Origin of the sequence: Virgisporangium ochraceum (assembly GCF_016863655.1) — a bacterium.
GTDB lineage: Bacteria > Actinomycetota > Actinomycetes > Mycobacteriales > Micromonosporaceae > Virgisporangium > Virgisporangium ochraceum.
Genome location: NZ_BOPH01000083.1, coordinates 15,094 through 39,730, shown reverse-complemented (window position 1 = coordinate 39,730; position 24,637 = coordinate 15,094). Strand labels below are relative to the sequence as shown.

Here is a 24,637-nt window from a genome sequence, read left to right as displayed (position 1 = left end):
CCCGGTCGTGCTGCTGTAGGTGGTCGTCTACCTGGGCGTCCTGGGAGCGGCCCTGGGCAGCTTCCTCGACGCCCTGGTATGGCGGCTGCACACCGGCGGCGACGTCGTGCGCGGCCGGTCCCGGTGCGAGACCTGCGGGAGCCGGCTCGGGGTCCGCGACCTCGTACCGGTGGTCAGCTGGATCGTCCTGTGTGGACGGTGCCGGCACTGCGGCGCCCCGGTGGGGGCGTGGGCCCCGGTGGTCGAGGCGGGGCTGGCGGTCGCGTTCGCGGTGTCCTTCCTCCGCTTTACGGACGGGACCGCCGCGCTGGTGCTGTGGCTGGGATACCTGGTCGCCCTCGCCGGCCTCGCCGTGTACGACGCCCGCTGGGGCCGGCTCCCGGACCGGGTCGTGCTGCCCCTGGTCGCCGTCGCGCTCGTGGAGGCGGTGGTGCGCCAGCGGGATCCCACCGGTACGGCCCTCGGGGTGGCGCTGCTCGGCGGGCTCCACGCGATGCTGCACCTGGCGTCGCGGGGGCGGTGGGTGGGGCTGGGCGACGCCAAGCTCGGCGTGTTCGCCGGCATCGTGCTCGGGTGGCCCGGCGCGCTGCTGGCACTCGCGGTGGCCACCGTGCTCGGTGCGGTGGTCGCCCTGGTCGGGCTCGCGTCCGGTCGGCTCGCGAGGGGGAGCAGGCTGGCGTTCGGCCCGTTTCTCGCGGTCGGGGTCGCCACCGCCGGTGTCTGGGCGTGACGCGCGTCAGGCGCTCGCCCGGCGTGGGCGCAGGAGGACACCCGCCGCCACGAGGACGGCCCCGGCCGTCGCCGTCCAGGTCGCCAGGCCGGAGGGGATGCCGAGGTACACCGTGATCCCGAGGATCCGCGACAGGCCCCACGGCAGCAGCGCGAGCTGGTCGTTCCAGACCGTGAGCGCGCGTTCCAGGCCGACCGCGGCGACCAGCCCACCCAGCACCGCGAGCGGGACCCCCGCCGCGCACAGCAGCGTTCCCGCCACCCGGCGCCGGCTGAGGCCGTACCGGTCGCGCAGGACGAGCGCGGTGACCACGAACAGCCACGCGAACGCCGCGAACGCGACGGTCACGTACAGGAAGCGGGCCGCCGGGTCGGTCCAGACGTTGAACCAGTAGCGGCCGGGACCCCGCGCCACCAACGCCACCAGCACGATCACGGCGCGCAGCAGGATCACGCCGCCGACCGCGGCCCACAGGTGGAACGGGTCGGCGCGCCGCACCGCGAGCCGCACGACGACCGCGAAGAGCAGCCACGCGCCGAGCGTCACCAGCAGGTGCGCCGGTGCCGCGAACCACGTGTGCACCCCGCGGACGGCCACCAGCACCGCCGCCGGGACGAGCCACACGAGGACCCGGTCGAGCCGTCGGGCCGGCGCCGGCAGGGCCGCGAGGCGCCACGGTCTGCTCACCGCGGTCCACAGTGCTCGTGTCCACAGTGGACGCCGGCGCGCCCCGACGGCCAGGACCGCGACGACCGCCGCGAGCAGGATCCGCGCCAGCCACGCCATCGCCGGGTCGCGGTCGGCCCGCGCGGCGCCCAGGTCGGCGGCGGTGAAGTTGAACGCGGGGAAGTCGAGATTCCCTTGGTAGCGCGCGAGATGGGACGCGCGCGCGGCGCGGTACCGGCGCTCGGCCGCCCGCCACCCGTCACGGGCGCGCGCGTCGCCGGTGTCGAGCCACTCGGCGTGCCTCAGCACCGTGGTGCGGTACGCGCCGAGCGCGGTGAACAGGTCCGCCTGGTACGTGAGGGTGTCCTGGAACCGTTGGCGCAGAACGGGATCGCGCCAGGCGGCCGGGTCGGTGGCGGCGAGCGTCTCGCGCATGCGGGTGGCGAGCGCGACCGCGCGGTCGCCGTCGGCGACCGCCTCGTCGACCCGGCCGCGGCTGATCGCGTAGATGCTGTCGAGGGCGGCGGAGTCGCCGGTGACGATGTCCCACTCGAAGATCCACATCATCGGCGGCGGTTCGAGGCCGAGCGCGCGCACCGACCGGTCGGCGTACGGGGCGATGTAGAGGCCCTTCGTCACCGCTTCGCGCGAGGACGCCATCACCTCCGTCACCGCCGCGACCGTCCGGTCGTCGTCGGAGAACGTCTGCCGCGCCCAGTCGGCGGTCACCGCCGCGGGCTCGCTGTCGGGTCGCCACGCGAGCCGGCCGAGCGCGTACACGTTCAGGTCGTACAGCTGCCAGAAACCGGTCCGGAGATAGAGCGTCATGGGACCGGCGCGCAGCGGCCCGCCGTCCTGCGTCCACGTCCAGACGCCCTCGATGTGCGGGTTGCGCTCCAGCGCGTGCAGCAGCGCCTGCCGGTGCAGGTCGGTGAGGTCGTTGGGCAACGAGCCGAACGCCTCGAACTCCCGCCGCGCCTGGAACTCCACGATGCGCCGGTGCCGGCCGGTGCCGAGGGTCGTGTTGAACGGCAGATGGCTGTAGAAGTCGCCGTTGGTGTACTTGGTCGACACGACCAGGTGCGGGTCGTCGATGCCGCCGAGCACGCTCTCGTAGGACCGGGGACTGGTGTGCAGGTCGCCGACGGCGCCGACGCCGACGGTCCAGGTGCGGAAGATGATGTCCTTGTCCTTCTCGCCGGCGGTCGCCAGGAACGCCCGCAGCATCGCGCGTACCGCGTCCCCGGTGGTGACCACGAGCTTGGACGAGTAGTCCCAGCCGCCCTGCGCGTACACCTCGCCGCCCTCGCCGATGCGCACCATCAGTCCACTGAGGAACGGCATCCGGTCGAACAGCTCCGCGAGACCCGCCCGGTACACCGACCACAGCCGCGGGCTGGTGACGTCGAGCGGGTCGAGGTACCGCTCGAGCGGCGGCGAGACCGCGAGCATGTCGGTGAGCATGTACACCCTCATGCCGAGGTCGGCGGCGTACCGGTAGACGGGTGCGAACGCGGCGGCGAGCGCCTCGGCCCGCGCGACGTGGTCGTCGCCCGCCGGGTACACGCCGTCGACGCCGCGGAACGTGACGTACTCGAGGAAGCCCGGCACGACGACCCCGTTGTACCCGCGGGCCAGCGCGTGCTCGACGAACCGGCGGAAGTCGGCCGCGATCCGTTCGACGGCGGCCGCGTCGACCCACGGCGCCCGCGGCAGCAGCGCGCCGCCGACGATGTCGGTGTTGAGCGAGTAGTCGGTACCCGCGGCGAACGCGGCCGCGTCGGGCTCGCGGCCGACCGACCCGGCGTCGGTGAGCCGCAGCCCGAGGCGGGGCGTCACCACGGATCCGCGCTCGATCGCCCGGCCCGACCGGATCCGGTCGGCCACCGCGTAGAGCCCGGCCGCCGCGCCCGCCGGTCCGGACGCCTCCACGGTGAGCCCGTCGGCGGCGTCGACGACCCGGTACGCCTCGGCTCCGGCGACCGCCGGCGTCAGCGAGACCCGGAGCACCGGTGCGACGGTCGCGGCCGGTACGACCGCCGGACGGGGCAGGCCGCGTCGCACCAGGGCGTCGGCCACCGCCTCGGCCGCGAGCGTCACGCGTCTGTCCCCGGTCACCACGACGGCCGCGAACGCGGGCGCCGGCACCATCGGGGTGACCGGCGCCGCGGCCGTGCGCTCGACGGGCACCGCCGCGGGAGCCGACGTGAGCGCGAGCGTGTCGCCCACGCCCCACGCGACCCCGGCTCCCAGCGCGAGCAGGAGCACGGCCGCGAGCAGAAGCGGCCAGGGCCGTCGCTGATCCCCGTGCACCCGACGATCGTAGGCGTAGGAGCCGGCTCAGGGGCGTGGGCGGCGCGGACGCATGATGAGCGCGGCCACGTCGTACGTGCACGGCCGGCGGCCGGGATTGGCGTACGCGTGCGCAACGTCGGCCGCGAAGTACACCGAGTCGCCGGCGCCCAGATCGACGGGCGCGTCGTCGATCGTGAGCCGCAGCCGGCCCGACCGCACGACGACGAACTCGTGGGAGCCGCTGGCGTAGGCGGGGAACACGCCGGCGTCGCAGCCCGGCGGCAGCGTGGTGCGGACCCACTCGAAGTTCACCCCGGGCACCACGGGTGTGAGGATCGTGCGCCGCCACCCGCCGGGCTCGTCGACGACGTCCTGTTCGGCCCTGCGGCGCACGACGACCCGGGTCTCCTCCGGCGGGGCGACGAGGTCGGCCAGGGGCACGGCGAGGCCGCCGGCGATGCGGGCGAGCACCGTGATCGTGGGCGACTTCTGCCCGTGCTCCACCGACGACAGCATGCTGACGCTCACCGACGCGGCGTCGGCCAGCGCCTGCAGGGTCAGCGCGCGGTCGAGGCGCAGCCGCTGGATCCGAGCGCCCAGTTCCGCGAGCATTTCACTATAATAGGCCCTCGTTCCGCTATAGAGGAAACGGATGGACGTCGTATGCCGGTCATCTCGCCCGCGGCCCCCGCCGATCTCGGGGCCGTCGCCCGCATCTACGCGCACTACGTCACCGACACGGTGGTGACGTTCGAGGAGACCCCGCCGACCGTGGCCGACTGGCGGGCCCGGCACGACGACCTCGCCGCGCGCGGCCTGCCGTTCCTGGTCGCGACCGTCGACGGCGAGGTGGCCGGGTACGCGTACGCCGGCCCGTGGCGGCCCAAGCCGGCGTACCGGCACACGGTGGAGGACTCGGTGTACCTCGCGCCCGGCTTCACCGGCCGCGGCCTCGGCCGGGCGCTCCTGGCGGCGGTGCTCGACGGGTGCGCGGCGGCCGGGATGCGGCAGGTCGTGGCCGTCATCGCCGACACCGGCAGCGACGCGTCGGCCGCCCTGCACCGGCGGCTCGGGTTCGCCAACGCCGGCCGGCTCACCGCCGTCGGGCACAAGCACGGCCGCTGGGTCGACACGGTGCTCATGCAGCGTGCGTTGCCGGTTGTCGCCGGTGGTTAGCGTTCCGGTATGGGGTGGGGCATCTGGCGCCGGTACGACCTGAGCCCCGCCATGGTACGCGCCGCCACCGAACGGCGGCTCGCCGGCGACTGGCGCGGCGCGTGCGCGGCGGCCCGCGTCGAGGTCCATCCGTCGGTGACCGGCGACGCGGCCGACCGGTTCGCTGACGACCTCCGGCACCTCGCGCCCGACCTCGTCCGGTGGCACCTGTTCGACGCCGACCTGCGGCTGCGGTCCGTCACCCCGACGGTGCTCGCCACCGACGGGCCGGCCCGCGCGCTCGTCGTCACGACGCCACCGGTCGCCGACCCCGCGCCGCGGCTGATCCTCGCCGTCGACCCGGCGCCGCCCCTGCCGGGTAGGCACCTCAGCCGGTGCCTGTGGGACGTCCGGCACGTCGACCGGTTCCGCGTCCAGGTGGGAGGCGCCGACCGCACGCCGTTCTTCCACCGTGACGGCCGGCGGCTGGGCGAGGACGAACTGCCCGGCGCGGATCCGCCGGCGGGCGACCGGGCGGCACTCACCGAATGGGAGTGCCGGCTGCCCCACGACCTGTCCGGGCACGACCGCACCTGGCGCACCGCGTGGCGGGCCGCCGGCGTCGACCTCGGCCCGGGCGTCGCGGAGATCCTGGCGGAGTGCGCCGTGCGCGGGGTCCGCTGGAGCTACCTGGTCGCGGTCGCCCGCGACCTGCTGGGCGCCGACGCCGGCACCGTCGGGGTCGTGCGCCGCGTGGAGCGCGAGCCGCACGTGTACGCCGGGCTCGCGCTGACGCTGCGGCCCGGGCGGCAACCGCTGCTGCACGTGGCCGACGACCGGCCGCCGGCGGCACCGGACCTGCCGGGCGAGGCCGTCTCCGACCGGTGGTTCATGGGCCCGCTGCGGATCGGGGCGATGCCGCCCGGGGAGCTGCATCCCCTGGTACGCGGGGCGTTGTTCCCCGACCGGGCCGACGAGCCGCACACCCGGCCGCCGGGTGCGCGGGTGCCGGAGCGGATCGCGGTCGACTGCGGCGGGTCGACCCACCACGTGGGCCTCCGGTCCGGCCGCCTCCAACCGCTGTCGCACGACCCGGAGCAGCTGCGCCGCGAGCAGGTGCTCGGCGCGCTCGCGGGCCGGGAGACGGGCTGCGCCGAGGTCCTCCGGAACTGGACGACGCGGTCGGGCTGGCTGCCCGACCCGCTGCGCATCGTGGCCGACCACCTGGAGCTGGCCACCCGCGGCGGCGACACCGCCGAGGTCGCCCGGCTGGGTGTCACATGGGGAAGCGGCCGTGCCGCCATTGCCAGTGGCGGCCGGCCTTCAGGTGGTCGATGACCGCCCGCTGGAGAACGGTGCGGCGGGGTAGCTGGTCGAGCGGCGTCGTCAGGGTGCGGAACACGAACCGCAGCACCTCGACGTCGCAGTCGATCCCTTCGGGCTCCTGGTAGGGCTTGAGCTCGAACCGGTCCTGGAACCGGATGATGTTGGAGTCTCCGGGCAGGTACTCCCGCAGCTGCGGGTCGAGCAGCCAGGAGCCGCAGGAGAAGTGCGTGTAGTGCTCGTCGGGGAAGTGGCGCGGGAAGAACGCGCGGGCGGCGTCGAGCGAGGCCGTGACCGCCTCGGGGGTCATCGGTCCGGACTCGGGGATGTGCAGGCCGAGGTCGGCGTCGCCGCGGTGGTGCTGCAACCGGCCCAGCTCGTAGACGGCGCCGCGCCAGTGCAGGCTCAGCCAGGCCTGCATGACCGGCCAGCCCTCGCCGTTCATCCGCCGGTCGACCGCGAGGTTGCGGCCGAGGTCGGCCAGCGTCGTCCAGGTGACCGCGTCGCCGATGCCGTGGTCGCGGTGGTACCCGCGGACGACGTCGGTCAGCGCCAGGTACGCGTACACGTAGAAGTGCCGCCAGGCCGGGCCGCGGTCGCGGGGCAGCTCCGGGCCGGGCGTCAGCCAGCCGTGGCCGCCGAGATCGGCGCCCACGAGGGCGGTCGAGCGGTCGAGCAGCCACCGCAGCTCGGGCGTCCACAGTGGAGAGTCGCGGTCGGGCCAGCCCGCCATGATCTCGGCGGCGTCGTCGGGCCGCACCGCGAGCCGGTCGAGGATCGCGGGCGCGTCGGCCCGGTCGGGCAGCGGCGCCGAGGGCAGGTCGCCGGCGAGCCGGTGCACGCGGTCGACCTCGTCGACGGGGACCCCGAGCCGGGCGGCGGTGACGTCCAGATCCACACCGACGACCCTACCGGCCGGGACCTCCGGAACGGGTGGACCGAACCGGACTGGACCGGTACGGCCGGAAGTGTTGACAAACGTAAATCCATTGACGTTCCCTAATGCAAAGGTCGATGTCGGTGGGCGGACCAAACGTCGGCTGTGGCCCTCGTTTCCCTGAGGAGGGACATGTCCCACCGACGCAGGCTGGCGGTCCTCGCCGCCGCCATCCTCACCGCCCCGCTGTTCACCGTGATCCTCCCGGCGTCGCCGGCCAGTGCGCACGGCTGGATCACCAACCCCGCGAGCCGCCAGGACCAGTGCGCCACCGGCGCGGTCGCCAACTGCGGCGACGTCCGGTACGAACCACAGAGCGTCGAGGCCGAGAAGGGCTCCCGCCTGTGCAGCGGCGGCGGCCGCTTCTCGGAGCTCGACAACGAGTCCAAGGGCTGGCAGGTCCAGTCGATCGGAAGCTCGGCGTCGTTCACCTGGCGCAACACGGCCATGCACCGCACGCTCAACTGGCAGTACTACGTCGACGGCAACCTGCACCAGACGTTCACCAACGGCAATGCCCAGCCGCCGCCGCAGCTCAGCCACCAGCTCACCGGGCTGCCCGGTGGACGGCACAAGATCCTGGCCGTCTGGAACATCCTCGACACCCCGATGGCCTTCTACGCCTGCGTCGACGTGAACGTCAACGGCACCGGCGGCGGCGGTGGCGGCGGTGGCGGTGGCAACCCGTGCGGCCCGGCGTGGAACGCCTCGGCCGTCTACACCGCGGGCGCCGTCGTCTCGCACAACGGCCGCAGGTACACCGCACGGCACTGGACGCAGGGCGAGACCCCCGGGACCGGCGGGCAATGGGGTCCGTGGACGGACAACGGCCCCTGCTGACACCCCTCGGGTGACGTCCACACGGCCCGGCCCGGGGCCACCCGCCCCGGGCCGGGCCGACCGACCACGAGGGAGCCCGATGGTCCGTCGCTTCGCCGTCGCCGCCGCGCTGGCCCTGTGCCTGTCCGCCTGTTCCGGCCCGTCCCCGGGCGCCGCTCCGGCGGCGGCGCCGGCCTCCGCGTCGCCGTCGTCCACCGGTCACGGGCACCACCACGACGCCGGGCCGCCGTCACCGGGCGCGCCCAACGGGACGGTCGTGGTGCACGCCGCCGACGAGCTGCGCCCCACCCTCACCCTGCTCGTTCCGAGGTTCGAGGAGGCGTTCCCCGGCATCGGCGTCGCGGTCGAGTACGGTCCCGGCGCCGGGCACGCGTTGCACATCATCGCCGGGGCGTCCGTCGACGTGTTCGTCTCCGCGGACGCGGCCGCCACCGGTCAGCTGACCGCCGCGCACGTCCGCGGCGGCCCGACCGTGGTCGCGCGGAACCCGATCGTGATCGCCGTGCCCGGCTCCACCGCGATCGCCGGCGTCGCGGACCTTCCCGGTGCCCGCGTGGCGCTGTGCGTCGAGACCATCCCCTGTGGACGGACGGGCCGTGCCGCCCTCGACGCCGCGGCCGTCGCCGTGCGACCGGTGTCGGTGGAGCCCGACCCGGCCACCGCGCTGACCCGCGTGCGGTCCGGCGCCGCCGATGCCGCGCTCGTCCACCGGACCGACGTCGTGGCCGCCGGAGCGGGCCTGCGCGCCGTCGACTTCTCCGAGGCGAACCGCATCGCCGACGAGTACACCGCGCTCCGGGTGACCACCGGCGCCAACCCCGTGGGCGCCGACGCGTTCGTCGCGTTCCTGGGATCGGCGCTGGCGCGCCACATCTTCGCCGACGCGGGCCTGTCTCCCGTCTAGAGGCCGGGCCGTCCAGACCAGCGCCGGTGTGGTCGACAGTGGTGGCGACTTTTCGCGGTTTCACCCCGGCCGAAACAGCAGAAAGTCGCCACCACTGTCGGTCTTGCCCGGCCCGGCGCCGGGCGGCCTTAGTCGCCGGAGAAGCCGAAGAAGTAGAGCTCGGTGGGGCGGCCGTCGGCGTCGTGCAGAATTGCGCAGCGGCCGAACCAGCGCCGGTCCGCCAGGTCGTCGAGGAGCGGGACGTGCTCACGGGTGAGGACCTCGGTGCCGGCGCACCGGCGCGCCTCCTCCGGCGTCACCGGTTCGACGGTCCCGAAGTCGGGTTTCTCGCCGGGACCGACGACCCGGTTCATGTCGAGGATCGAATGCGTGCCCTCGCTCTGCACGATCTCCTCGGCCCACAGGTCGTCGATGGTCATGGGCCGGTTCGGGAACTGCTTCGCCTCCCCGAACGCCGCACCGCCGCCGGCCCAGTAGTACGTGCCCTCCGCCAGCACCCGGGCCTGCAGGTCGAGCAGCGCGGCGTTCAGGTCGGTGCGGTAGGGGACGTAGTAGTCCCACGCCGAGGCGCCCACGGTCAGCTCCCGTCCCGGTCGGTGCGGCGCGGGTCGGGGGTCACGGCGTGGGGTCCGGGCATCCGGCGATCCTCGCACGGCTTCCGGCGGTCGCGCCGCCCCGGTAGGGTCGTCGGGTCACGGGGGAGGGGACGGGCGTGGGCGACGGCGAGCGGGTGCGGGTCAACGGTCTCGACATGTTCGTCCGCAGGGTCGGTGACCCGGCGCTGCCCCCGCTCGTGGTGGTGCACGGCGGACCGACGTGGGACCACTCCTACCTGGCGCCGGCCGTCGAGCGGCTCGGCGACGTGGCGCACGTGGTCATGTTCGACCTGCGGGGCTGCGGGCGCAGCGCCCGTGTCCCACCGCTCGGCACGCTGCCGGTCGACGACCTGCGGCCGACGCTGCTGGCCGACGACGTCGCCGGGCTCGTCGGCCACCTGGGGGTCGAGCGGGCCGACGTCCTCGGCTTCTCCTACGGCGGGATGATCGCGATGCGCGCGGTCGACCGGCATCCCGGCCGCGTGCGCCGGCTGCTCCTCGCGTCCACCACGGCGTACCGCGACGGCTGGCAGGCCGACCTCGAAGCCGACCCGGAGTACCGGCGTCGCCTGACGCTGCGTCCACCGGTCCGCTTCGACGACCCCGCGCTGGTCGGACCGCACGCTCCCGACGGCGCCCTCAGCCGCGCGATGGCCCATACCAGCGCGACGCGCGACATCTGGCGCCTCGACCGCCTCGACGAGTGGGACCGCGTGCTCGACGGCGTCCGCTTCTCCAGTGACTGGAACGGGCCGTCCCTGGCCGGCGTCAGGCGCCCGGCCGCGCCCGACGACGCGCCCGCGGTGCTGCGCCGCTGGGGCCGGCCGGTGCTCGTCGTGCAGGGCGAGCACGACCTGTCGTTCCCGGTGGCGCTGGCCGACCGCCTGCACACCGAGGTGCCGGGCAGCACGCTGGCCCGCGTTCCCGACGCGGGTCACATGGCCCACTTCGACAACCCCGACGCCTGGGACGCCGCGGTCCGCGGGTTCCTGACCGGCCCGTCGTGGGTAGACGGTCGGGGTGACGGCGGAGCGCACTGACGACGGGCGCTACATCGTGGTGTCCGGACGCCGGTGGCGGGCCACCGACCCGGCCATCCCGGAGGACGTGGCGGCCGTACTGCGCCGGGCGCTGATGTCCGCCCGCCGCGACGTCGGCGCGGCATTGCGCGCGGGACGGGACCCGGCACCGGCCCGCGCCCGCGTGCGGACGGCGAAGGTCGCCCTCGGCGAACGTGGTGTCCCGTGGTGGGAGCAGACCCTCGACGAGCGCCGCGACCGGTGGGAACGCGGCCTCGCCGAGCTACCCGGGTAACAGCTGCCAGCCGCGCGCCTGCCAGGGCTCGGTGCGGCGCCGGAGCGCCTCGGCGCGGTCCTCGGCCGTGCGCAGGGCCAGTTCCGCGTCGGCCGGGCTCATCCAGCCCTGCCGGCGGGCGTCGTCGTATTCGTCGCGGTCCTCGATCTCGACGCGGCGGTCGCTCTCGTGGAAGACCGGGTCGAGCTCGAGGTCGACGTACCGCCAGCCGTCGGCGGTGCGCTCGGGCGGCAGGCACACGTCGATCTCCAGCCGCCGGTCGTCGGGGTCGCCGACCCACCACGCCACCCACGGACGGTCGGGTGCCAGCAGCACCACCACGGGCACCGGCAGCGCGCCCTCGTCGTGCGGCGCCCCCCACCGCGTGCCGACCGGGCCGCGCAGCCACGTCCCGTCGCGGTCCTCCGCGATCGGCCGCAGGTCGAACCAGAAGACGCCGGCCGGGCGCTTGACCTTGTGCAGCCGGGTGTGCGCGCCGTAGGAGGGTGACCGCATGGTCTCATTCTCGGCTCAGGCCAGCCGTGGGGCGTGCCGGGTGCCGCGCCCCACGGCCGCCCGGTCAGGCGAAGTAGCGGATCGTGCCGCGCAGTGCCGGCGTGCCGCCCTCGCAGTGCTGCTCGTACGTCGCGAAGAGCGCGGTGACCGCGCCCGCCGCGTCGAACGCGATCTCCCGGATCGTGAACTGCCCGGTCAACGTGTTGCAGCCGCGCCCGTTCCCGCTCACCGACAGGCCGGGACGACCGGCGTCGTTGAACGGGTACCGCTGGGCGCCGGTGTAGGTGCCGACCGTCAGCGCCTGGCCCGCGGGCGGGTACAGGTAGACAGTCCAGTCGTCGCGCTCGCCGGACACCGAGAACACGACGCCGCTCGCCGTGCCCTGCAGGCCGAACACCGACGTCGCGTTGGTGTAGCCCTTGGTGACGCCGGCACCGATGTAGTCACCGGCGTCGCTGACGAACCGGTACGACAGCGGGAACGCGGCGAACTTCACCGTGCCCTGCAGCCGTGGCGCGTCGGCCCGCTCGCAGTGTTGCGTGAACCGCGCGTCCAGCAGCGTCACGGTGCCGTCGGGCGCGACGCCGATCTGGTCGATCCAGAAGCTGCCGTACACCTCGTTGCAGCCGCGTCCGGTCCCCGACACGTCGAGACCCGGCGAGCGGCCGGTGCGGAACGACGCCCGTTCGGCGTCGAGGTAGCGGCCCGGCCGGAGCACGTCACCGCGCGGCGCGGCGAGGTGGACCGTCCACCACTCCGACCCGGCGTCGACCGACACCGTCAGGTCGCCGGCCGTGCCGGACATCCGGATGTTCGTCGCCGGTGACCGGTAGTCGCGCGACTGCCCGGCACCGATGTAGTCGCCGGCCTCGCTGGTGAACGAGTACGACGTCACACTGGCCGGTGCCGCCTGGGCCGGCGTGGCACCCATCAGCACAGTGGCACCGATGAGCCCGGCCGCGAGGCCGAGCGTCTTCCAGCGTCTGCGCAGCATGAAACCCCCCGTTGGGTTGTGTGGCAAGCACATCGGTCGATGTGCTGCCGCCCACCGTATCGACAAATGTCATGATTCGCTGACCCGGCGTGGGAGCGCTTCTCCGGCGGGCGGTGATCATCGCATAATGGGCCGTGGATCTCGATGAGCTACGCGAGGACTGGACCCGGCTCGGCGCCGAGGACCCACTCTGGGCGGTGTACGTGGCGCCCGGCACCCGCGGGGGGCGCTGGGACGTCGACGAGTTCTTCGCCCTGGGCGGCGAGGAGGTGTCGAGGGCGCTCGGCGAGCTCGACCGGCTCGGTCTCTCACCGGGGAGCCGGGTGGCGGTCGACTTCGGTTGCGGTGTCGGCCGGCTCTCGGCCGCGCTGGCGCAGCGCTTCACCGAGGTGATCGGCGTCGACATCTCACCGACGATGCTCGCCGAGGCGAAGCGGCTCGACCGGTCCGACGGCCGGTGCCGCTTCGTGCTGAACGAGGCGGACAACCTCGCGTTCATCCCCGACGGCTCGGTCGACCTCGTGTACAGCAGCCTGGTCCTGCAGCACCTGCCGGCGGACCTGGCGACGGGCTACGTCCGGGAGTTCGCGCGGATCCTCGCACCCGACGGGGTCGCCGTCTTCCAGGTGGCGTCGCGCCCGACGGTCTCGTTCAAGGGCATGGTGTTCCGGTTCGCGCCGTGGCCGGTGCTCCGCTGGGCACAGCGGCGCCTGCTCGGCTACCCCGCCCCGATGCGTATGACCGGCCTGCGCCGGTCGGCGATCCGCCGGTCGCTGGCACCGATGAAGGCCCGCATCGTCGCCCGCGTCCGCGACGACTCGTACGGCGGCCACTGGCACTACGACCGCTACTACGCGCGGCGGTCGCCCTCAGCCGCGCGCCGCTAGACGCACCGCGGTCGCCCACAGCACGGCCGCCGCCGGGGTGCTGCCCGGCCAGGCTGATCGGCACGCTGTCCACCGGTGACAGCCCGGCCGGGTCGTCCGGATCCCCGGTGTCACCGGTCGGCACCATGGCCCGCCCACCGGCGCGCAGGACGCGCCGCACGCCCCCCGGCGGTATCGCGCCGGCGCCCTCCAGCGGAATCGTGCCGGAACCGCAGCAGGCACCTCCACCCGATCGAGGTGGGAGCTCTTAATGCGGTCGCGTCCGTCGATAAGCGCTGTTTAGGTCGCCGGAAAGAACGCCCGCCGATGCTCGGAGGCGACGGTGGCGCTGGGCCGCCGTCGCTCCCCGAGGAGGAAGCAGTGCCAGGCATTCAGTTCCCCGAGCAGGGCAGCGGCACGTTCGCCGCCAAGGTCCTGGACAACAGCGTGGGCACGACGAACGTGCTCGAGGCGTCGAAGCCGATCAAGATCGAAGCGGTGTGGCAGATCGACGCGGAGTCGGCCCGGGTGCTCGGCGGGCGCTGGGAGGTGGCCGCCTACGCCGAGTCGATCGGGCCGGGCGCGGAGATTCTCATGCCGCCGGTCCAGACCGTCCCGCTCAACGGCGGCACCAACTACGGCACGGTGATCGTGGTGCCGCCCAACACGTTCCCCGACAACCCCGCGCCGGGAGCGTCCGGCGTCTACAAGATCGTGATCGTGCTCCTGCTGCGCAACTTCGGAAATATCACCGACGTCGCCGCGATCGACGAGGCACCGCTGCTGCGCATCGGATGATCCGGGGGCTGCTCCGCATCGGCTGATGCGGGGTCAGCTCTGACGCACGGCCACCGGGGCGAGGGCGACCGGGCCCATTCCGCCCCGGTGCACCGCGCCGGGGTCGCCGTGGTCGATCACCACCAGCGCACCGCGCTCGCGGTCGATCACGAGCCGGCGCCCGCAGCCGTCGACGGTGCACTCGAAGAGAAGACCGCCGGGGCTGGCGATTCCGGCAAGCACGTGTATGGCCGTCATGCCGTCAGGGTACGCGCCTTCACGCGCACAGCACCTCCGCCGACGTCGGCATGGCGTCCTGCCGGCGCAGGAGCTCGTACAACCGTTGGGTGCGCGCCGACGGGCGGGCCCGGAACGCGCGCCACAGCTCCTCCGCGAGGCGGTGGTACTGGAACAGGGCCAGGTGGCGCATCGCCGTCGCGGCGTAGCACACCATGAGCTGACGGTGCAGGTGCTCGTTGCACGGATCGTCGTCGATCACCCGGCGCGCGAGCGCCGCGGCCGCCGCGAACGCCCCGCCCCGGACGTGCGCGTCGACCAGCCGGCTCCGCAGCTCGATGGCCGACAGGCGGAGCTCCTCCCGCCGGCCGAGCGTCCAGTCGCTGTACGGGTCGTCGGCGAGGAACTCGCCCTCGTACAGCTGGCAGGCGCGCTCGTAGTGCTCCAGCGCCGCCGGTCGACCGGCCACCTCGGCGCGGCGGCCGGCCGAGTACTCGCGCTCGAACTGCTCCACGTCGGTCCACACCTCGAGGGCCGGCGCGATCCGGTAGCTGTCGTGATGCCGCTCGATCACCGGCGTCGCCGACGCGGCCCGCAACGACTGCCGGGCGCCGCTGAGCGCGACGTGCAGGCTGTTGCGCGCCTGTGCCGGCGTCGAGCCCGGCCAGATCACGTCCATGAGGACGTCGCGCGGCACCGGGACGCGCCGATGCGTCACCAGGTACGCCAGCACGTCGCGGACCCGCCGCCGCACCGCGACGTCGACCGGGTTGCCGTCGACGCTGAGCCGGAAGCGGCCGAGCAGGTGGGCCGCCACCACACCCGCGGTTGCCGAGGTTCCGTTCATTCAGACCTCCTACCCGTTTGAGGAACCGCGAGGAGGCGGCGGAAATACAGATCGCCATTTGCCGGCGTCTTTCCTGTTCCGCGGTGCCTGTCCGTCGGCAGACTCCACGCGGGGGGCGCGGGAGCTTCCCGACGATCGGAGGGGATCCATGATTCGTCGACGGCTCGGCGCGTTGGTCTTGACACTGGTTCTCGGTCTCGCCGGCGGCGCCGTCGCCGCGGTGGCCACACCCGCGCCGGCGCAGGCCGGCACGCTGGTCTGCGGCAACCGCTACTTCCTCAGGGCCGCGTCCACGAACACGTACATCTCGGTGGATCCGGGCACCGGCCTCGTGTATGCCGACATCACCTGGAAGGGCTGGTGGCAGCAGTTCCGGGTGTGCCGGGAGACCTCCTGGGACAAGCGGCACTTCGTCCTCAAGTCGGAGGCGGCGAGCGCGGGGTTCGGCGCCGACAGCTTCCTCCGGCCGGTCGCGAACGACTTCGCGGTGTTCCCGCACACGCTCGAGAACTACGACATCTTCATGTGGGACGGCGGCAACCCGTACTGGGGACTGGTGCACGCATCGACCGGGCGGTACCTCTCCGTCAGCAGTCCGCTGTCGGTGTACCCCGGGCCGGCGAACCTCGGCTGGGGACAGGCGCTGTACCGGGAGTCGTGAGTCCGCGTGGCACAGTGGGTCTGTGCCGTTGGACAGCCTGCCCGCCTGGTTGCCGCGCTGGTGTGTCGACACGCTCGGCGCGGCACCGGTGGGTGTGCTGTTCGAGCTCAGGCAGATCTCCGCCGTGTTCGGGCTCCGTCTGGCCGGCGGGCGCGAGATCGTGGTCAAGGCGCGTGCGGACGAGGGACGCGCGGCGTCCTGCGTGACCGCGCAGGCCCGGTTGGCGGAGCGGGGGTTCCCGTGCGCGCGGCCCCTGACGCCGGCGGTCGGTGTCGGATCGGTGGTGGTGCACGCGGAGGAGTTCCGGCCCGGCGGCGTGCTCCTGCCCGGCGATTCCCCGGCGGTCGCCGCGCGGTACGCGGCGGTGTTCGCACGGCTGATGGCGGAGCTGGCGGGGGTCTCCGTCGCACCGCCGCTGCCGAACCCGCGCTGGGTGCGGTGGGACCACGCCGACGGCGGGATCTGGCCGGCGGTCCCCGTGCTCGACGAACGCGACCGGCTCGCGGTGCCGGCGTTCATCAGCGAGGCCGCCCGCCGGGTCCGGCACCGGATTCTGGCCGCCGACCTTCCGTGCGTGCTCGGCCACGCCGACTTCGAGGCGCAGAACCTTCGCTGGCGCGACGGCGTGCTGTGGACCGTGCACGACTGGGACAGCCTCGCCTGGCAGCCCGAGGCCGCGCTCGTGGGCGCGGCGAGCGGCGCGTTCGCCAGTGCCTCGCCGCCGACGCTGGCGTCGGTCGCCAGCTCGGCCGCGTTCCTGGCCACCTACCAGGAGGAGCGGGGGCGCCGGTTCACGGCCGGGGAGCGGGAGGTCGCGTGGGCGGCGAGCCTGTGGCCGGCGGCGCACAACGCGCGGTGGGAGGCCGCGTTCGGCACGCGTCCCGTCGCGGGTGACGCGGTCCGGGCGCAGGCCGCAGAGCGCCTGCGCCGCGCGAACGCCTGAAATGCGGGGACCGCGGCCGGGGATCTGCTGTACTGTGTGGCACCGCAGCAGACGGCGTCGATGGGACGAGTACCGCCGCACGCAGCTCGTAGCGACCCGGGGACGGTGTGAGCCCGGGAGCGTGCGCGGCGGGAAGATCACCCCGGAGCCGCCGGAGGAAAGGCCCGTGCGGGCCGAGTAGAACCGGCGCTGCGGAAAGCGAGTGGGCTGTGCGGTTCGCAAGGGCATGCACGGTCAAGGAGGGTGGTACCGCGGGGCTGCGGCTCCGTCCCTCTGTTGGTGACGACGCCCGACGGAGGACACACCGATGTACCGGCCCGTACCCGCGCAGGTGGACCTGCCCGCGCTCGACCACGAGGTGCTGCGCTTCTGGCACGAGCACGACGTGTTCGCGCGCAGCCTCGAGCAGACCTCCGGCCGTCCACAGTGGATCTTCTACGAGGGCCCGCCGACCGCCAACGGGATGCCCGGCACGCACCACATCGAGGCGCGGGTCTTCAAGGACGTGTTCCCGCGCTACCGCACGATGAAAGGCTTCCACGTTCCGCGCAAGGCCGGATGGGACTGCCACGGGCTGCCGGTCGAGCTGGCCGTGGAGAAGGAGCTGGGCTTCGCCGGCAAGCAGGACATCGAGGCGTACGGGATCGCCGCGTTCAACGACCGCTGCCGCGAGTCGGTGACCCGCCACACCGACGCGTTCGCGGAGATGACCGCGCGGATGGGCTACTGGGTCGACATGGACGACGCGTACCGGACGATGGATCCGGAGTACGTCGAGTCGGTCTGGTGGTCGCTCAAGCAGATCTTCGACAGGGGCCTGATCGTCGAGGACTTCCGCGTGGCGCCGTGGTGCCCGCGCGACCAGACCGCGCTGTCCGACCACGAGCTGGCGCAGGGTTACGAGGACGACGTCGACCCGTCGGTGTACGTGCGGCTGCCGCTGCTCTCCGGTCCGCTGGCGGGCGGGGCGGCGCTGCTGGTGTGGACGACCACCCCGTGGACGCTCGTGTCGAACACGGCCGTGGCGGTGCGTCCCGACGTCACCTACGTCGTGGCCACCGACGGCACCGAACGGCTCGTCGTGGCGGCGGAGCTGCTCACCCAGGCGCTCGGTCCACAGTGGACCGTCGAGCGGACGTTCACCGGTACCGAGATGGAGCGGTGGTCGTACCGGCGCCCGTTCGACCTCGTCGACATCCCCGACGCGCACGTCGTGATCCTCGCCGACTACGTCACCACCGACAGCGGCACCGGCCTGGTGCACCAGGCGCCCGCGTTCGGCCCGGAGGACCTGGCGAGCTGCCGCGCGTACGGGCTCCCCCTGGTCAACCCGGTGCGCCCCGACGGCACGTTCGAGCCCGGGATCGCGCTCGTCGGCGGACGGTTCTTCAAGGACGCCGACGCGCCGCTCGTCGCCGACCTGCGCGAGCGCGGTCTCCTGTTCCGCGACGAGCCGTACCGGCACAGCTACCCGCACTGCTGGCGCTGCCACACGCCGCTGATCTACTACGCCCAGCCCTCCTGGTACATCCGCACCACCGCGGTCCGCGACCAGCTGCTGCGCGAGAACGAGCGCACGAACTGGCAGCCGGAGACCATCAAGCACGGCCGCTACGGCGACTGGCTGACGAACAACGTCGACTGGGCGCTGTCGCGGGCGCGTTACTGGGGCACGCCGCTGCCGATCTGGCGCTGCCCGGACGGCCACCTCACGTGTGTCGGCTCGCTCGCCGAGCTCGGGCAACTCGCCGGCCGCGATCTGTCCACGATGGACCCGCACCGCCCGTTCGTCGACGACGTGACACTGCCCTGCGACTGCGGTGCCGTCGCCGCGCGGGTCCCGGAGGTGATCGACGCCTGGTACGACTCCGGTGCGATGCCCTTCGCCCAGTTCGGCTACCCGCACCGCGACCGGGAGCGGTTCGAGAACGGCTATCCGGCCCAGTTCATCTGCGAGGCGATCGACCAGACCCGCGGCTGGTTCTACACCCTGATGACCGTCGGGACGCTGGTGTTCGGCCGCTCGGCGTACGAGAACGTGGTGGTCCTCGGTCACATCCTCGCCGAGGACGGCCGCAAGATGTCCAAGCACCTCGGCAACATCCTCGAGCCGATCCCGTTGCTGGAGCGGCACGGCGCCGACGCCGTGCGCTGGTACATGGCGGCGGCGGGATCGCCGTGGTCGGCCCGCCGGGTCGGGCACGCGACGCTGCAGGAGGTCGTGCGCAAGACTCTGCTGACGTACTGGAACACGGTCGCGTTCCAGTCCCTGTACGGCCGCGCGGCGGGATGGAAACCGTCCACTGTGGATCCGGCGCCGGCCGACCGGTCCGTCCTGGACCGCTGGGTGCTGTCCGAGCTGAACCTGGTGGTGCGGCGGGTCGACGACGCGATGACCGCCTTCGACACGCAGGAGGCCGGCAAGCTGCTCGCGGCGTTCGTCGACGACCTGTCCAACTGGTACGTCCGGCGCAGCCGCCGCCGGTTCTGGCGCGGCGAGCCGGCCGCGCTGGCGACGCTGCACGAGGCCCTGCGCACGGTGACGCTGCTGCTCGCGCCGATCGTGCCGTTCGTCACCGAGCGGGTCTGGCAGGACCTGGTCGTCGCCGTCGACCCGGCGGCGCCGGTGTCCGTCCACCTGGCGGCGTACCCGGAACCGGACGCGACGCTGGTCGATCCCCGGCTCGGCGAGCAGATGGCGCTGACCCGGCGGCTGGTCGAGCTCGGCCGCACCGCCCGGGCCGGCTCGGGGGTCCGTACCCGGCAGCCGCTGTCGCGGTCGCTCGCCTCGGCACCGGGGTTCGCGACGCTGGACCCGGCGCTGGTCGCCGAGATCGCCGCGGAGCTGAACGTGGCCGCGGTGCTGCCGGTCAGCGCCGGCGGGGAGTCCCTTGTGGACACCACCGCGAAGGCGAACTTCCGCGCGCTCGGCAGGCGGTTCGGCCGGCGGGTACAGGCGGTGGCGGCGGCGATCGCGGCGGCGGACGCCGCGTCCCTCAAGAGGGACCTGGCCGCCGGCGGCGCCACGGTGACCGTCGACGGCGAGCCGGTCACCCTCGGACCCGACGAGGTGGTTGTCACCGAGACGCCGCGCGAGGGCTGGGCCGTCGCGTCGGACGCCGGCGCCAGCCTGGCGCTCGACCTGCACCTCACGCCCGCCCTGCGCCGTGCCGGGCTGGCCCGCGAGGCGATCCGCCTGGTGCAGGAGGCCCGCAAGTCCAGCGGCCTCGAGGTCACCGACCGGATCGACCTCCGGTACGACGCGGCCGACGGCGAGGTGACGGCCGCGCTGGCCGAACACCGCGACCTCGTGGCCGACGACGTGCTCGCGACCACGTTCGAGCCGGGCCGACCGGCCTGGCCCGCCACACCCCACGAGGACGCGGATCTGCGCCTGACCTTCTGGCTGCGCCGGGTCCCGTAGTGGCGCGGCGGCGGCGGTCGTGGCAGGCTGGTGCTTAGCGAGGCCCCTTCCGACCATCGGACGCGCCTGATGAGTCCACATGGGAAGGCGTGACCCTCATGAACCCACCGCTCCACACCGACGACCCGTACACGCGCATGCTCAGCCCGCGCGGGGTTCCGGTCGACCAGCTGGTATCGGTGCTCCAGAAGGAGATCCGGCGTGGCCGGGTCGACAACGCGGTGCTCGCCGCGTACGAGATGCACACGACGTCCCCGGAGGTCGCCGCCCACCTGTGGCGGCGGTTGCGGGTGATCGCCGTGGAGGACGTGGGAATGGGCGCGCCGCTCGCCCCGGTTCTGCTGCGCGAGCTGCGGGCCGACTACGAGGCGAGCGGTGGCACCGACTGGATGCAGGTCGTGCACGCGGTCCGCTACCTGGCGACCGCGCCGAAGGACCGCACCAGCGCGGAGCACGCCGACTACGTCCGCACGGTGGTCGACAGCGGTGAGCTCCGGGTCGAGGTCCCGGACTACGCGTTGTGCGTGCACACCCGCGCGGGGCGGGAGCTGGGGCGCGGACTACGGCAGTGGTGGGAGAACGGCGCCCGCGTGGCCGACGAGCACCCCGGCGCCGACCACACCTACCGCGACGAGCTGATCCGGCGCGCGGAGGTCGGTCCATAGTGGACCGACCGGCGTCGGCACCCCGTCGACGACGTGCACGGGGGTAGGTTACCGGGATGGCCCTGGTTCCCGATGACTTCGACGTGCCGCGTGAGCTGGTCACCGAGCGGTTCCGCCTGGAGCCGCTCGGTCCGCGGCACAACGAGCGCGACCACGCCGCGTGGACGGGCAGCATCGACCACATCCGCGCGACGCCCGGCTTCAAGACGGAGAAGTGGCCCCCGGCCGAGGGAATGTCGTTGGACCGCAACCTCGCCGATCTGCGACGGCACGCCGACGACTTCGCGAAGCGGACCGGCTTCACCTACTCGGTGCTGTCCGGCGACGAGGTGATCGGCTGCGTGTACATCTACCCGCTGCGCGACGAGCCGGAGGTCGCCGAGGTGCAGTCGTGGGTCCGGGCCGACCACGCCGACCTGGACGTGCCGCTGTACGAGGCGGTGTCGCGGTGGCTCGCGTCCGACTGGCCCATCGCCCGGGTGCGGTACACGTCGCGCTGACCCACTCCTGCCGCTGCTACCGGCGGTCCCACCAATCCGCGGCGACGCGGCCGGCGCCGCCCCACAACCAAGCCGCCCCACAACCAAGCCGCCCCACAACCAAGGAGTTCCACGTCAGATCTCCTCGACGCTGCTCGGCTCCCGCCGCGACAGGTCGATGCCGAGCTCCTCGGCCGCGCGGAACACCTCCTCGTCGGTCTCGCGCAGCTCCAGGGCGACACCGTCGCCGCCGAGCACCTCGACGTTGAGGCACAACGCCTGCAGCTCCTTGAGGAGAACCTTGAAGGACTCGGGGATGCCCGGCTCCGGGATGTTCTCGCCCTTGACGATGGCCTCGTAGACCTTCACCCGGCCGAGCACGTCGTCGGACTTGATCGTCAGCAGCTCCTGCAGCGCGTAGGCCGCGCCGTAGGCCTGCATCGCCCAGCACTCCATCTCACCGAAGCGCTGACCACCGAACTGCGCCTTACCACCCAGCGGCTGCTGCGTGATCATCGAGTACGGACCGGTCGACCGCGCGTGGATCTTGTCGTCGACCAGGTGGTTCAGCTTCAGGATGTACAGGTAGCCGACCGCGACCGGCTCGGGGAACGGCTCACCGGAACGACCGTCGAACAGCCGCGCCTTGCCCGACGACCCGACGAGCCGTTCACCGTCGCGGTTCGGCAGCGTCGACGCGAGCATGCCCGCGATCTCCTCCTGCGTCGCCCCGTCGAACACCGGTGTCGCCACCCGGGTGTCCGGGGGCGCGTCGGCCCAGCCGGTCTTCGCCACCCACCCGAGGTGGGTCTCCAGGATCTGGCCGATGTTCATGCGGTTCGGCACGCCGAGCGGGTTCAGCACGATGTCGACCGGGGTCCCGTCGGCCAGGAAGGGCATGTCCTCCACGGGGAGGATCTTCGAGATGACGCCCTTGTTGCCGTGGCGGCCGGCCAGCTTGTCGCCGTCCTGGATCTTCCGCTTCTTCGCCACGTACACGCGGACGACCTCGTTGACGCCGGGCGGCAGGTCGTCGCCGTCGTCGCGGGAGAACACCCGCACCCTGGTGACCGTGCCGGTCTCGCCGTACGGCATCCGCAGCGAGGTGTCGCGCACCTCGCGGGCCTTCTCGCCGAAGATGGCCCGGAGCAGGCGCTCCTCCGGGGTCAGCTCCGTCTCGCCCTTCGGGGTCACCTTGCCGACGAGGATGTCGCCCGGCACCACCTCCGCGCCGATGCGGACGATTCCGCGCTCGTCGAGGTCGGCGAGCAGGTCCTCGTTGACGTTCGGGAGGTCGCGGGTCAGCTCCTCCGGCCCCAGCTTGGTGTCGCGGGCGTCGACCTCGTGCTCCTTGATGTGGATCGACGTGAGGACGTCGTCGCGCACGAGGCGCTGCGACAGGATGATCGCGTCCTCGTAGTTGTGCCCCTCCCACGGCATGAACGCCACGAGCAGGTTGCGGCCGAGCGCCATCTCACCCCGGTCGGTGGACGGGCCGTCCGCGAGGACCTGACCGGCCTCGACGCGGTCGCCCTCCGCGACGACCGGCTTCTGGTTGACGCACGAGCCCTGGTTGGACATGTCGAACCGGTGCAGCAGGTACGTGCGGCGGCGCCCGTCCTCCTGGTGCACGGTGATGTAGTCGCCGCTGAGGTCCTCGACGACACCGGCCACCTCCGCGAGGACGACGTCGCCGCCGTCGACCGCGGCGCGGTACTCCATGCCGGTCCCGACCAGCGGTGCCTCGGCGCGCACCAGCGGTACGGCCTGCCGCTGCATGTTCGCGCCCATCAACGCGCGCTTCGGGTCGTTGTGCTCCAGGAACGGGATCATCGCGGTGGCCACCGACACCATCTGCCGCGGCGAGACGTCGAGGTAGTCGACCGCGTCGCGGGCCACGTGCTCGTTCTCGCCGCCCTTGCGCCGCGCCATCACCCGGCTCCGGACCAGCCGGCCGTCGCCCGTGAGCGGCTCCGCGGCCTGCGCGATGACGTGCCGGTCCTCCTCGTCGGCGGTCAGGTAGTCGATCCGGTCGGTGACCGCGCCGTCGACGACCCTGCGGTACGGCGTCTCGATGAACCCGAACGCGTTGACCCGCGCGAAGATCGACAGGGTGCCGAGGAGGCCGATCGTCGGGCCCTCGGGCGTCTCGATCGGACACATCCGGCCGTAGTGCGAGGAGTGGACGTCGCGGACCTCCAGGCTCGCGCGTTCCCGGGTCAGGCCACCGGGTCCGAGCGCCGAGAGCCGGCGCCGGTTGGTGAGACCGGCGAGCGGGTTCGTCTGGTCCATGAACTGCGACAGCTGCGAGGAGCCGAAGAACTCCTTGATCGCCGCCACCACCGGGCGGATGTTGATCAGGGTCTGCGGCGTGATCGCCTCGACGTCCTGGGTCGTCATCCGCTCGCGGACGACCCGTTCCATGCGGGACAGGCCGACGCGGAGCTGGTTCTGGATGAGCTCACCGGCGGTGCGCACGCGACGGTTGCCGAAGTGGTCGATGTCGTCGGTCTCGTAGCCCTCCTCGCCGGCGTGCAGCCGGCACAGGTACCCGACCGTCGCCACGATGTCGGCCTCGGTGAGCGCGGTACCGGCCTCGTCGACGCCGAGCTTACGGTTCGCCTTGTACCGCCCCACCTTCGCGAGGTCGTAGCGACGCGGGTTGAAGTACAGGTTGGTCAGCGCGGTCCGGGCGGTGTCGAGCGTGGGCGGCTCACCCGGGCGCAGCCTGCGGTAGATGTCCAGCAGCGCCTCGTCCTGACCCTTGGTGTGGTCCTTGTCCAGGGTGGTCATCATCAGTTCCGACCACCCGAAGCGCTCACGGATCCGCTCGGCCGTCCACCCGATCGCCTTCAGCAGCACGGTGACCGCCTGCCGACGCCTGCGGTCGACCCGCACGCCGACCGTGTCGCGCTTGTCGATGTCGAACTCCAGCCACGCACCGCGCGACGGGATGACCCTGCAGCTGGTCAGGTCCCGGTCCGACGTCTTGTCCGGCGTCCTGTCGAAGTACACGCCCGGAGACCGGACGAGCTGACTCACCACGACCCGCTCGGTGCCGTTGATGATGAACGTCCCCTTCGGGGTCATCATCGGGAAGTCACCCATGAACACCGTCTGGCTCTTGATCTCGCCAGTCGTGTGGTTGGTGAACTCCGCGGTCACGAACAGCGGGGCGCAGTACGTCAGATCCTTCTCCTTGCACTCCTCGATCGAGGCCTTGACCTCGTCGAAGCGCGGCGCGGAGAACGACAGCGACATCGTGCCGGAGAAGTCCTCGATGGGACTGATCTCGTCGAGGATCTCGGCCAGGCCGGTGTCCGCCAGCCGGTCGAAGGAGCCGGTCTGGATGGCGAGGAGGTCGGGTACGTCGAGGTGCTCCGCGATGCGGCCGAAGGAGATCCGCCGGTGTGCGGACAGACTGGTCCCTGGGAAGGTGAGAGCGGGCATGTGCGGAACGGTAGGCGACAAATCCACCCATAAGATCGT

At 73.0% G+C, this 24,637-nt stretch carries 23 protein-coding genes; 14 read left to right on the top strand and 9 right to left on the bottom strand.

What is annotated here, in order from left to right:
• The first annotated feature begins 19 nt into the window (after positions 1-19).
• Positions 20-730, top strand: a complete 711-nt coding sequence (locus tag Voc01_RS28980) for a prepilin peptidase (RefSeq protein WP_203930756.1) — start codon at positions 20-22, stop codon at positions 728-730.
• A gap of 6 nt (positions 731-736) precedes the next feature.
• Here the strand turns inward: Voc01_RS28980 and Voc01_RS28975 are convergent, their stop codons facing one another.
• On the bottom strand, positions 737-3,709 hold the full coding sequence (locus Voc01_RS28975) for a hypothetical protein (protein WP_203930755.1): 2,973 nt from the start codon (positions 3,707-3,709) through the stop codon (positions 737-739).
• Between the two features lie 27 nt (positions 3,710-3,736).
• Positions 3,737-4,303 carry a helix-turn-helix domain-containing protein gene (locus Voc01_RS28970; RefSeq protein WP_203930754.1) on the bottom strand — a complete coding sequence of 189 codons (567 nt, stop codon included), beginning with the start codon at positions 4,301-4,303 and terminating at the stop codon, positions 3,737-3,739.
• A 51-nt stretch (positions 4,304-4,354) separates the two neighbouring features.
• Between Voc01_RS28970 and Voc01_RS28965 the strand changes: the two genes are divergently transcribed.
• Positions 4,355-4,867, top strand: coding sequence for a GNAT family N-acetyltransferase (locus Voc01_RS28965; protein WP_203930753.1), 513 nt, complete (start codon positions 4,355-4,357; stop codon positions 4,865-4,867).
• A 9-nt stretch (positions 4,868-4,876) separates the two neighbouring features.
• A complete protein-coding gene (locus Voc01_RS28960) occupies positions 4,877-6,184 on the top strand; it encodes a hypothetical protein (RefSeq protein WP_203930752.1) in 1,308 nt (435 codons plus the stop codon).
• Here the strand turns inward: Voc01_RS28960 and Voc01_RS28955 are convergent.
• Positions 6,123-7,067 (bottom strand): acyltransferase domain-containing protein, encoded by a 945-nt coding sequence (locus tag Voc01_RS28955; protein WP_203930751.1) that lies wholly within the window; start codon positions 7,065-7,067, stop codon positions 6,123-6,125. The two genes, Voc01_RS28960 and Voc01_RS28955, sit on opposite strands and share 62 nt — an antisense overlap.
• Positions 7,068-7,238: 171 nt before the next feature.
• Between Voc01_RS28955 and Voc01_RS28950 the strand changes: the two genes are divergently transcribed.
• The gene (locus Voc01_RS28950) at positions 7,239-7,946 is read left to right on the top strand and encodes a lytic polysaccharide monooxygenase (protein WP_203930750.1); all 708 of its coding nucleotides are present in this window, start codon (positions 7,239-7,241) and stop codon (positions 7,944-7,946) included.
• 79 nt (positions 7,947-8,025) lie between these two features.
• Entirely contained in the window at positions 8,026-8,850 is an 825-nt protein-coding gene (locus Voc01_RS28945) for a substrate-binding domain-containing protein (protein WP_203930749.1), read from the top strand.
• Between the two features lie 128 nt (positions 8,851-8,978).
• Here the strand turns inward: Voc01_RS28945 and Voc01_RS28940 are convergent, their stop codons facing one another.
• Positions 8,979-9,425 (bottom strand): hypothetical protein, encoded by a 447-nt coding sequence (locus Voc01_RS28940; protein ID WP_203930748.1) that lies wholly within the window; start codon positions 9,423-9,425, stop codon positions 8,979-8,981.
• Positions 9,426-9,562: 137 nt separating this feature from the next.
• Here Voc01_RS28940 and Voc01_RS28935 point away from each other — a divergent pair, with 137 nt between their 5' ends.
• Positions 9,563-10,486 carry an alpha/beta fold hydrolase gene (locus tag Voc01_RS28935; RefSeq protein ID WP_203930747.1) on the top strand — a complete coding sequence of 308 codons (924 nt, stop codon included), beginning with the start codon at positions 9,563-9,565 and terminating at the stop codon, positions 10,484-10,486.
• Positions 10,467-10,760, top strand: coding sequence for a hypothetical protein (locus tag Voc01_RS28930; RefSeq protein WP_203930746.1), 294 nt, complete (start codon positions 10,467-10,469; stop codon positions 10,758-10,760). Before Voc01_RS28935 ends, Voc01_RS28930 begins: the two co-directional genes overlap by 20 nt.
• Here the strand turns inward: Voc01_RS28930 and Voc01_RS28925 are convergent.
• Positions 10,749-11,255: a ribonuclease FAU-1 family protein gene (locus tag Voc01_RS28925; RefSeq protein ID WP_203930745.1), complete on the bottom strand. Its 507-nt coding sequence runs from the start codon at positions 11,253-11,255 to the stop codon at positions 10,749-10,751. The genes Voc01_RS28930 and Voc01_RS28925 overlap by 12 nt on opposite strands.
• A gap of 64 nt (positions 11,256-11,319) precedes the next feature.
• Entirely contained in the window at positions 11,320-12,249 is a 930-nt protein-coding gene (locus tag Voc01_RS28920) for a hypothetical protein (RefSeq protein ID WP_203930744.1), read from the bottom strand.
• Between the two features lie 134 nt (positions 12,250-12,383).
• On the opposite strand from Voc01_RS28920, the gene Voc01_RS28915 reads away from it, so the two are divergent.
• A complete protein-coding gene (locus tag Voc01_RS28915) occupies positions 12,384-13,136 on the top strand; it encodes a class I SAM-dependent methyltransferase (protein WP_203930743.1) in 753 nt (250 codons plus the stop codon).
• A 360-nt stretch (positions 13,137-13,496) separates the two neighbouring features.
• Entirely contained in the window at positions 13,497-13,913 is a 417-nt protein-coding gene (locus Voc01_RS28910; RefSeq protein ID WP_203930742.1) for a hypothetical protein, read from the top strand.
• Positions 13,914-13,946: 33 nt separating this feature from the next.
• Here Voc01_RS28910 and Voc01_RS28905 read toward each other — a convergent pair whose 3' ends face one another.
• Both Voc01_RS28905 and Voc01_RS28900 read right to left on the bottom strand, forming a co-directional pair.
• Positions 13,947-14,150, bottom strand: a complete 204-nt coding sequence (locus tag Voc01_RS28905) for a hypothetical protein (protein WP_203930741.1) — start codon at positions 14,148-14,150, stop codon at positions 13,947-13,949.
• A gap of 19 nt (positions 14,151-14,169) precedes the next feature.
• Positions 14,170-14,976, bottom strand: a complete 807-nt coding sequence (locus Voc01_RS28900) for an AfsR/SARP family transcriptional regulator (RefSeq protein WP_203930740.1) — start codon at positions 14,974-14,976, stop codon at positions 14,170-14,172.
• A 148-nt stretch (positions 14,977-15,124) separates the two neighbouring features.
• Here Voc01_RS28900 and Voc01_RS28895 point away from each other — a divergent pair, with 148 nt between their 5' ends.
• From Voc01_RS28895 to Voc01_RS28875, 5 genes are all read left to right on the top strand, one after another.
• Positions 15,125-15,637 (top strand): hypothetical protein, encoded by a 513-nt coding sequence (locus Voc01_RS28895; protein WP_203930739.1) that lies wholly within the window; start codon positions 15,125-15,127, stop codon positions 15,635-15,637.
• 22 nt (positions 15,638-15,659) lie between these two features.
• Complete coding sequence (locus Voc01_RS28890; RefSeq protein WP_239160557.1) at positions 15,660-16,580, top strand: aminoglycoside phosphotransferase/kinase family protein; 921 nt, start codon at positions 15,660-15,662, stop codon at positions 16,578-16,580.
• Between the two features lie 307 nt (positions 16,581-16,887).
• A complete protein-coding gene (gene ileS, locus Voc01_RS28885; protein ID WP_203930738.1) occupies positions 16,888-20,004 on the top strand; it encodes an isoleucine--tRNA ligase in 3,117 nt (1,038 codons plus the stop codon).
• Positions 20,005-20,102: 98 nt separating this feature from the next.
• Positions 20,103-20,669 (top strand): AAA family ATPase, encoded by a 567-nt coding sequence (locus Voc01_RS28880; protein ID WP_203930737.1) that lies wholly within the window; start codon positions 20,103-20,105, stop codon positions 20,667-20,669.
• 56 nt (positions 20,670-20,725) lie between these two features.
• Entirely contained in the window at positions 20,726-21,169 is a 444-nt protein-coding gene (locus Voc01_RS28875) for a GNAT family N-acetyltransferase (protein WP_203930736.1), read from the top strand.
• 114 nt (positions 21,170-21,283) lie between these two features.
• On the opposite strand, the gene rpoB is transcribed toward Voc01_RS28875, so the two are convergent.
• A complete protein-coding gene (rpoB, locus tag Voc01_RS28870; protein ID WP_203930735.1) occupies positions 21,284-24,598 on the bottom strand; it encodes a DNA-directed RNA polymerase subunit beta in 3,315 nt (1,104 codons plus the stop codon).
• Positions 24,599-24,637: the final 39 nt, after the last annotated feature.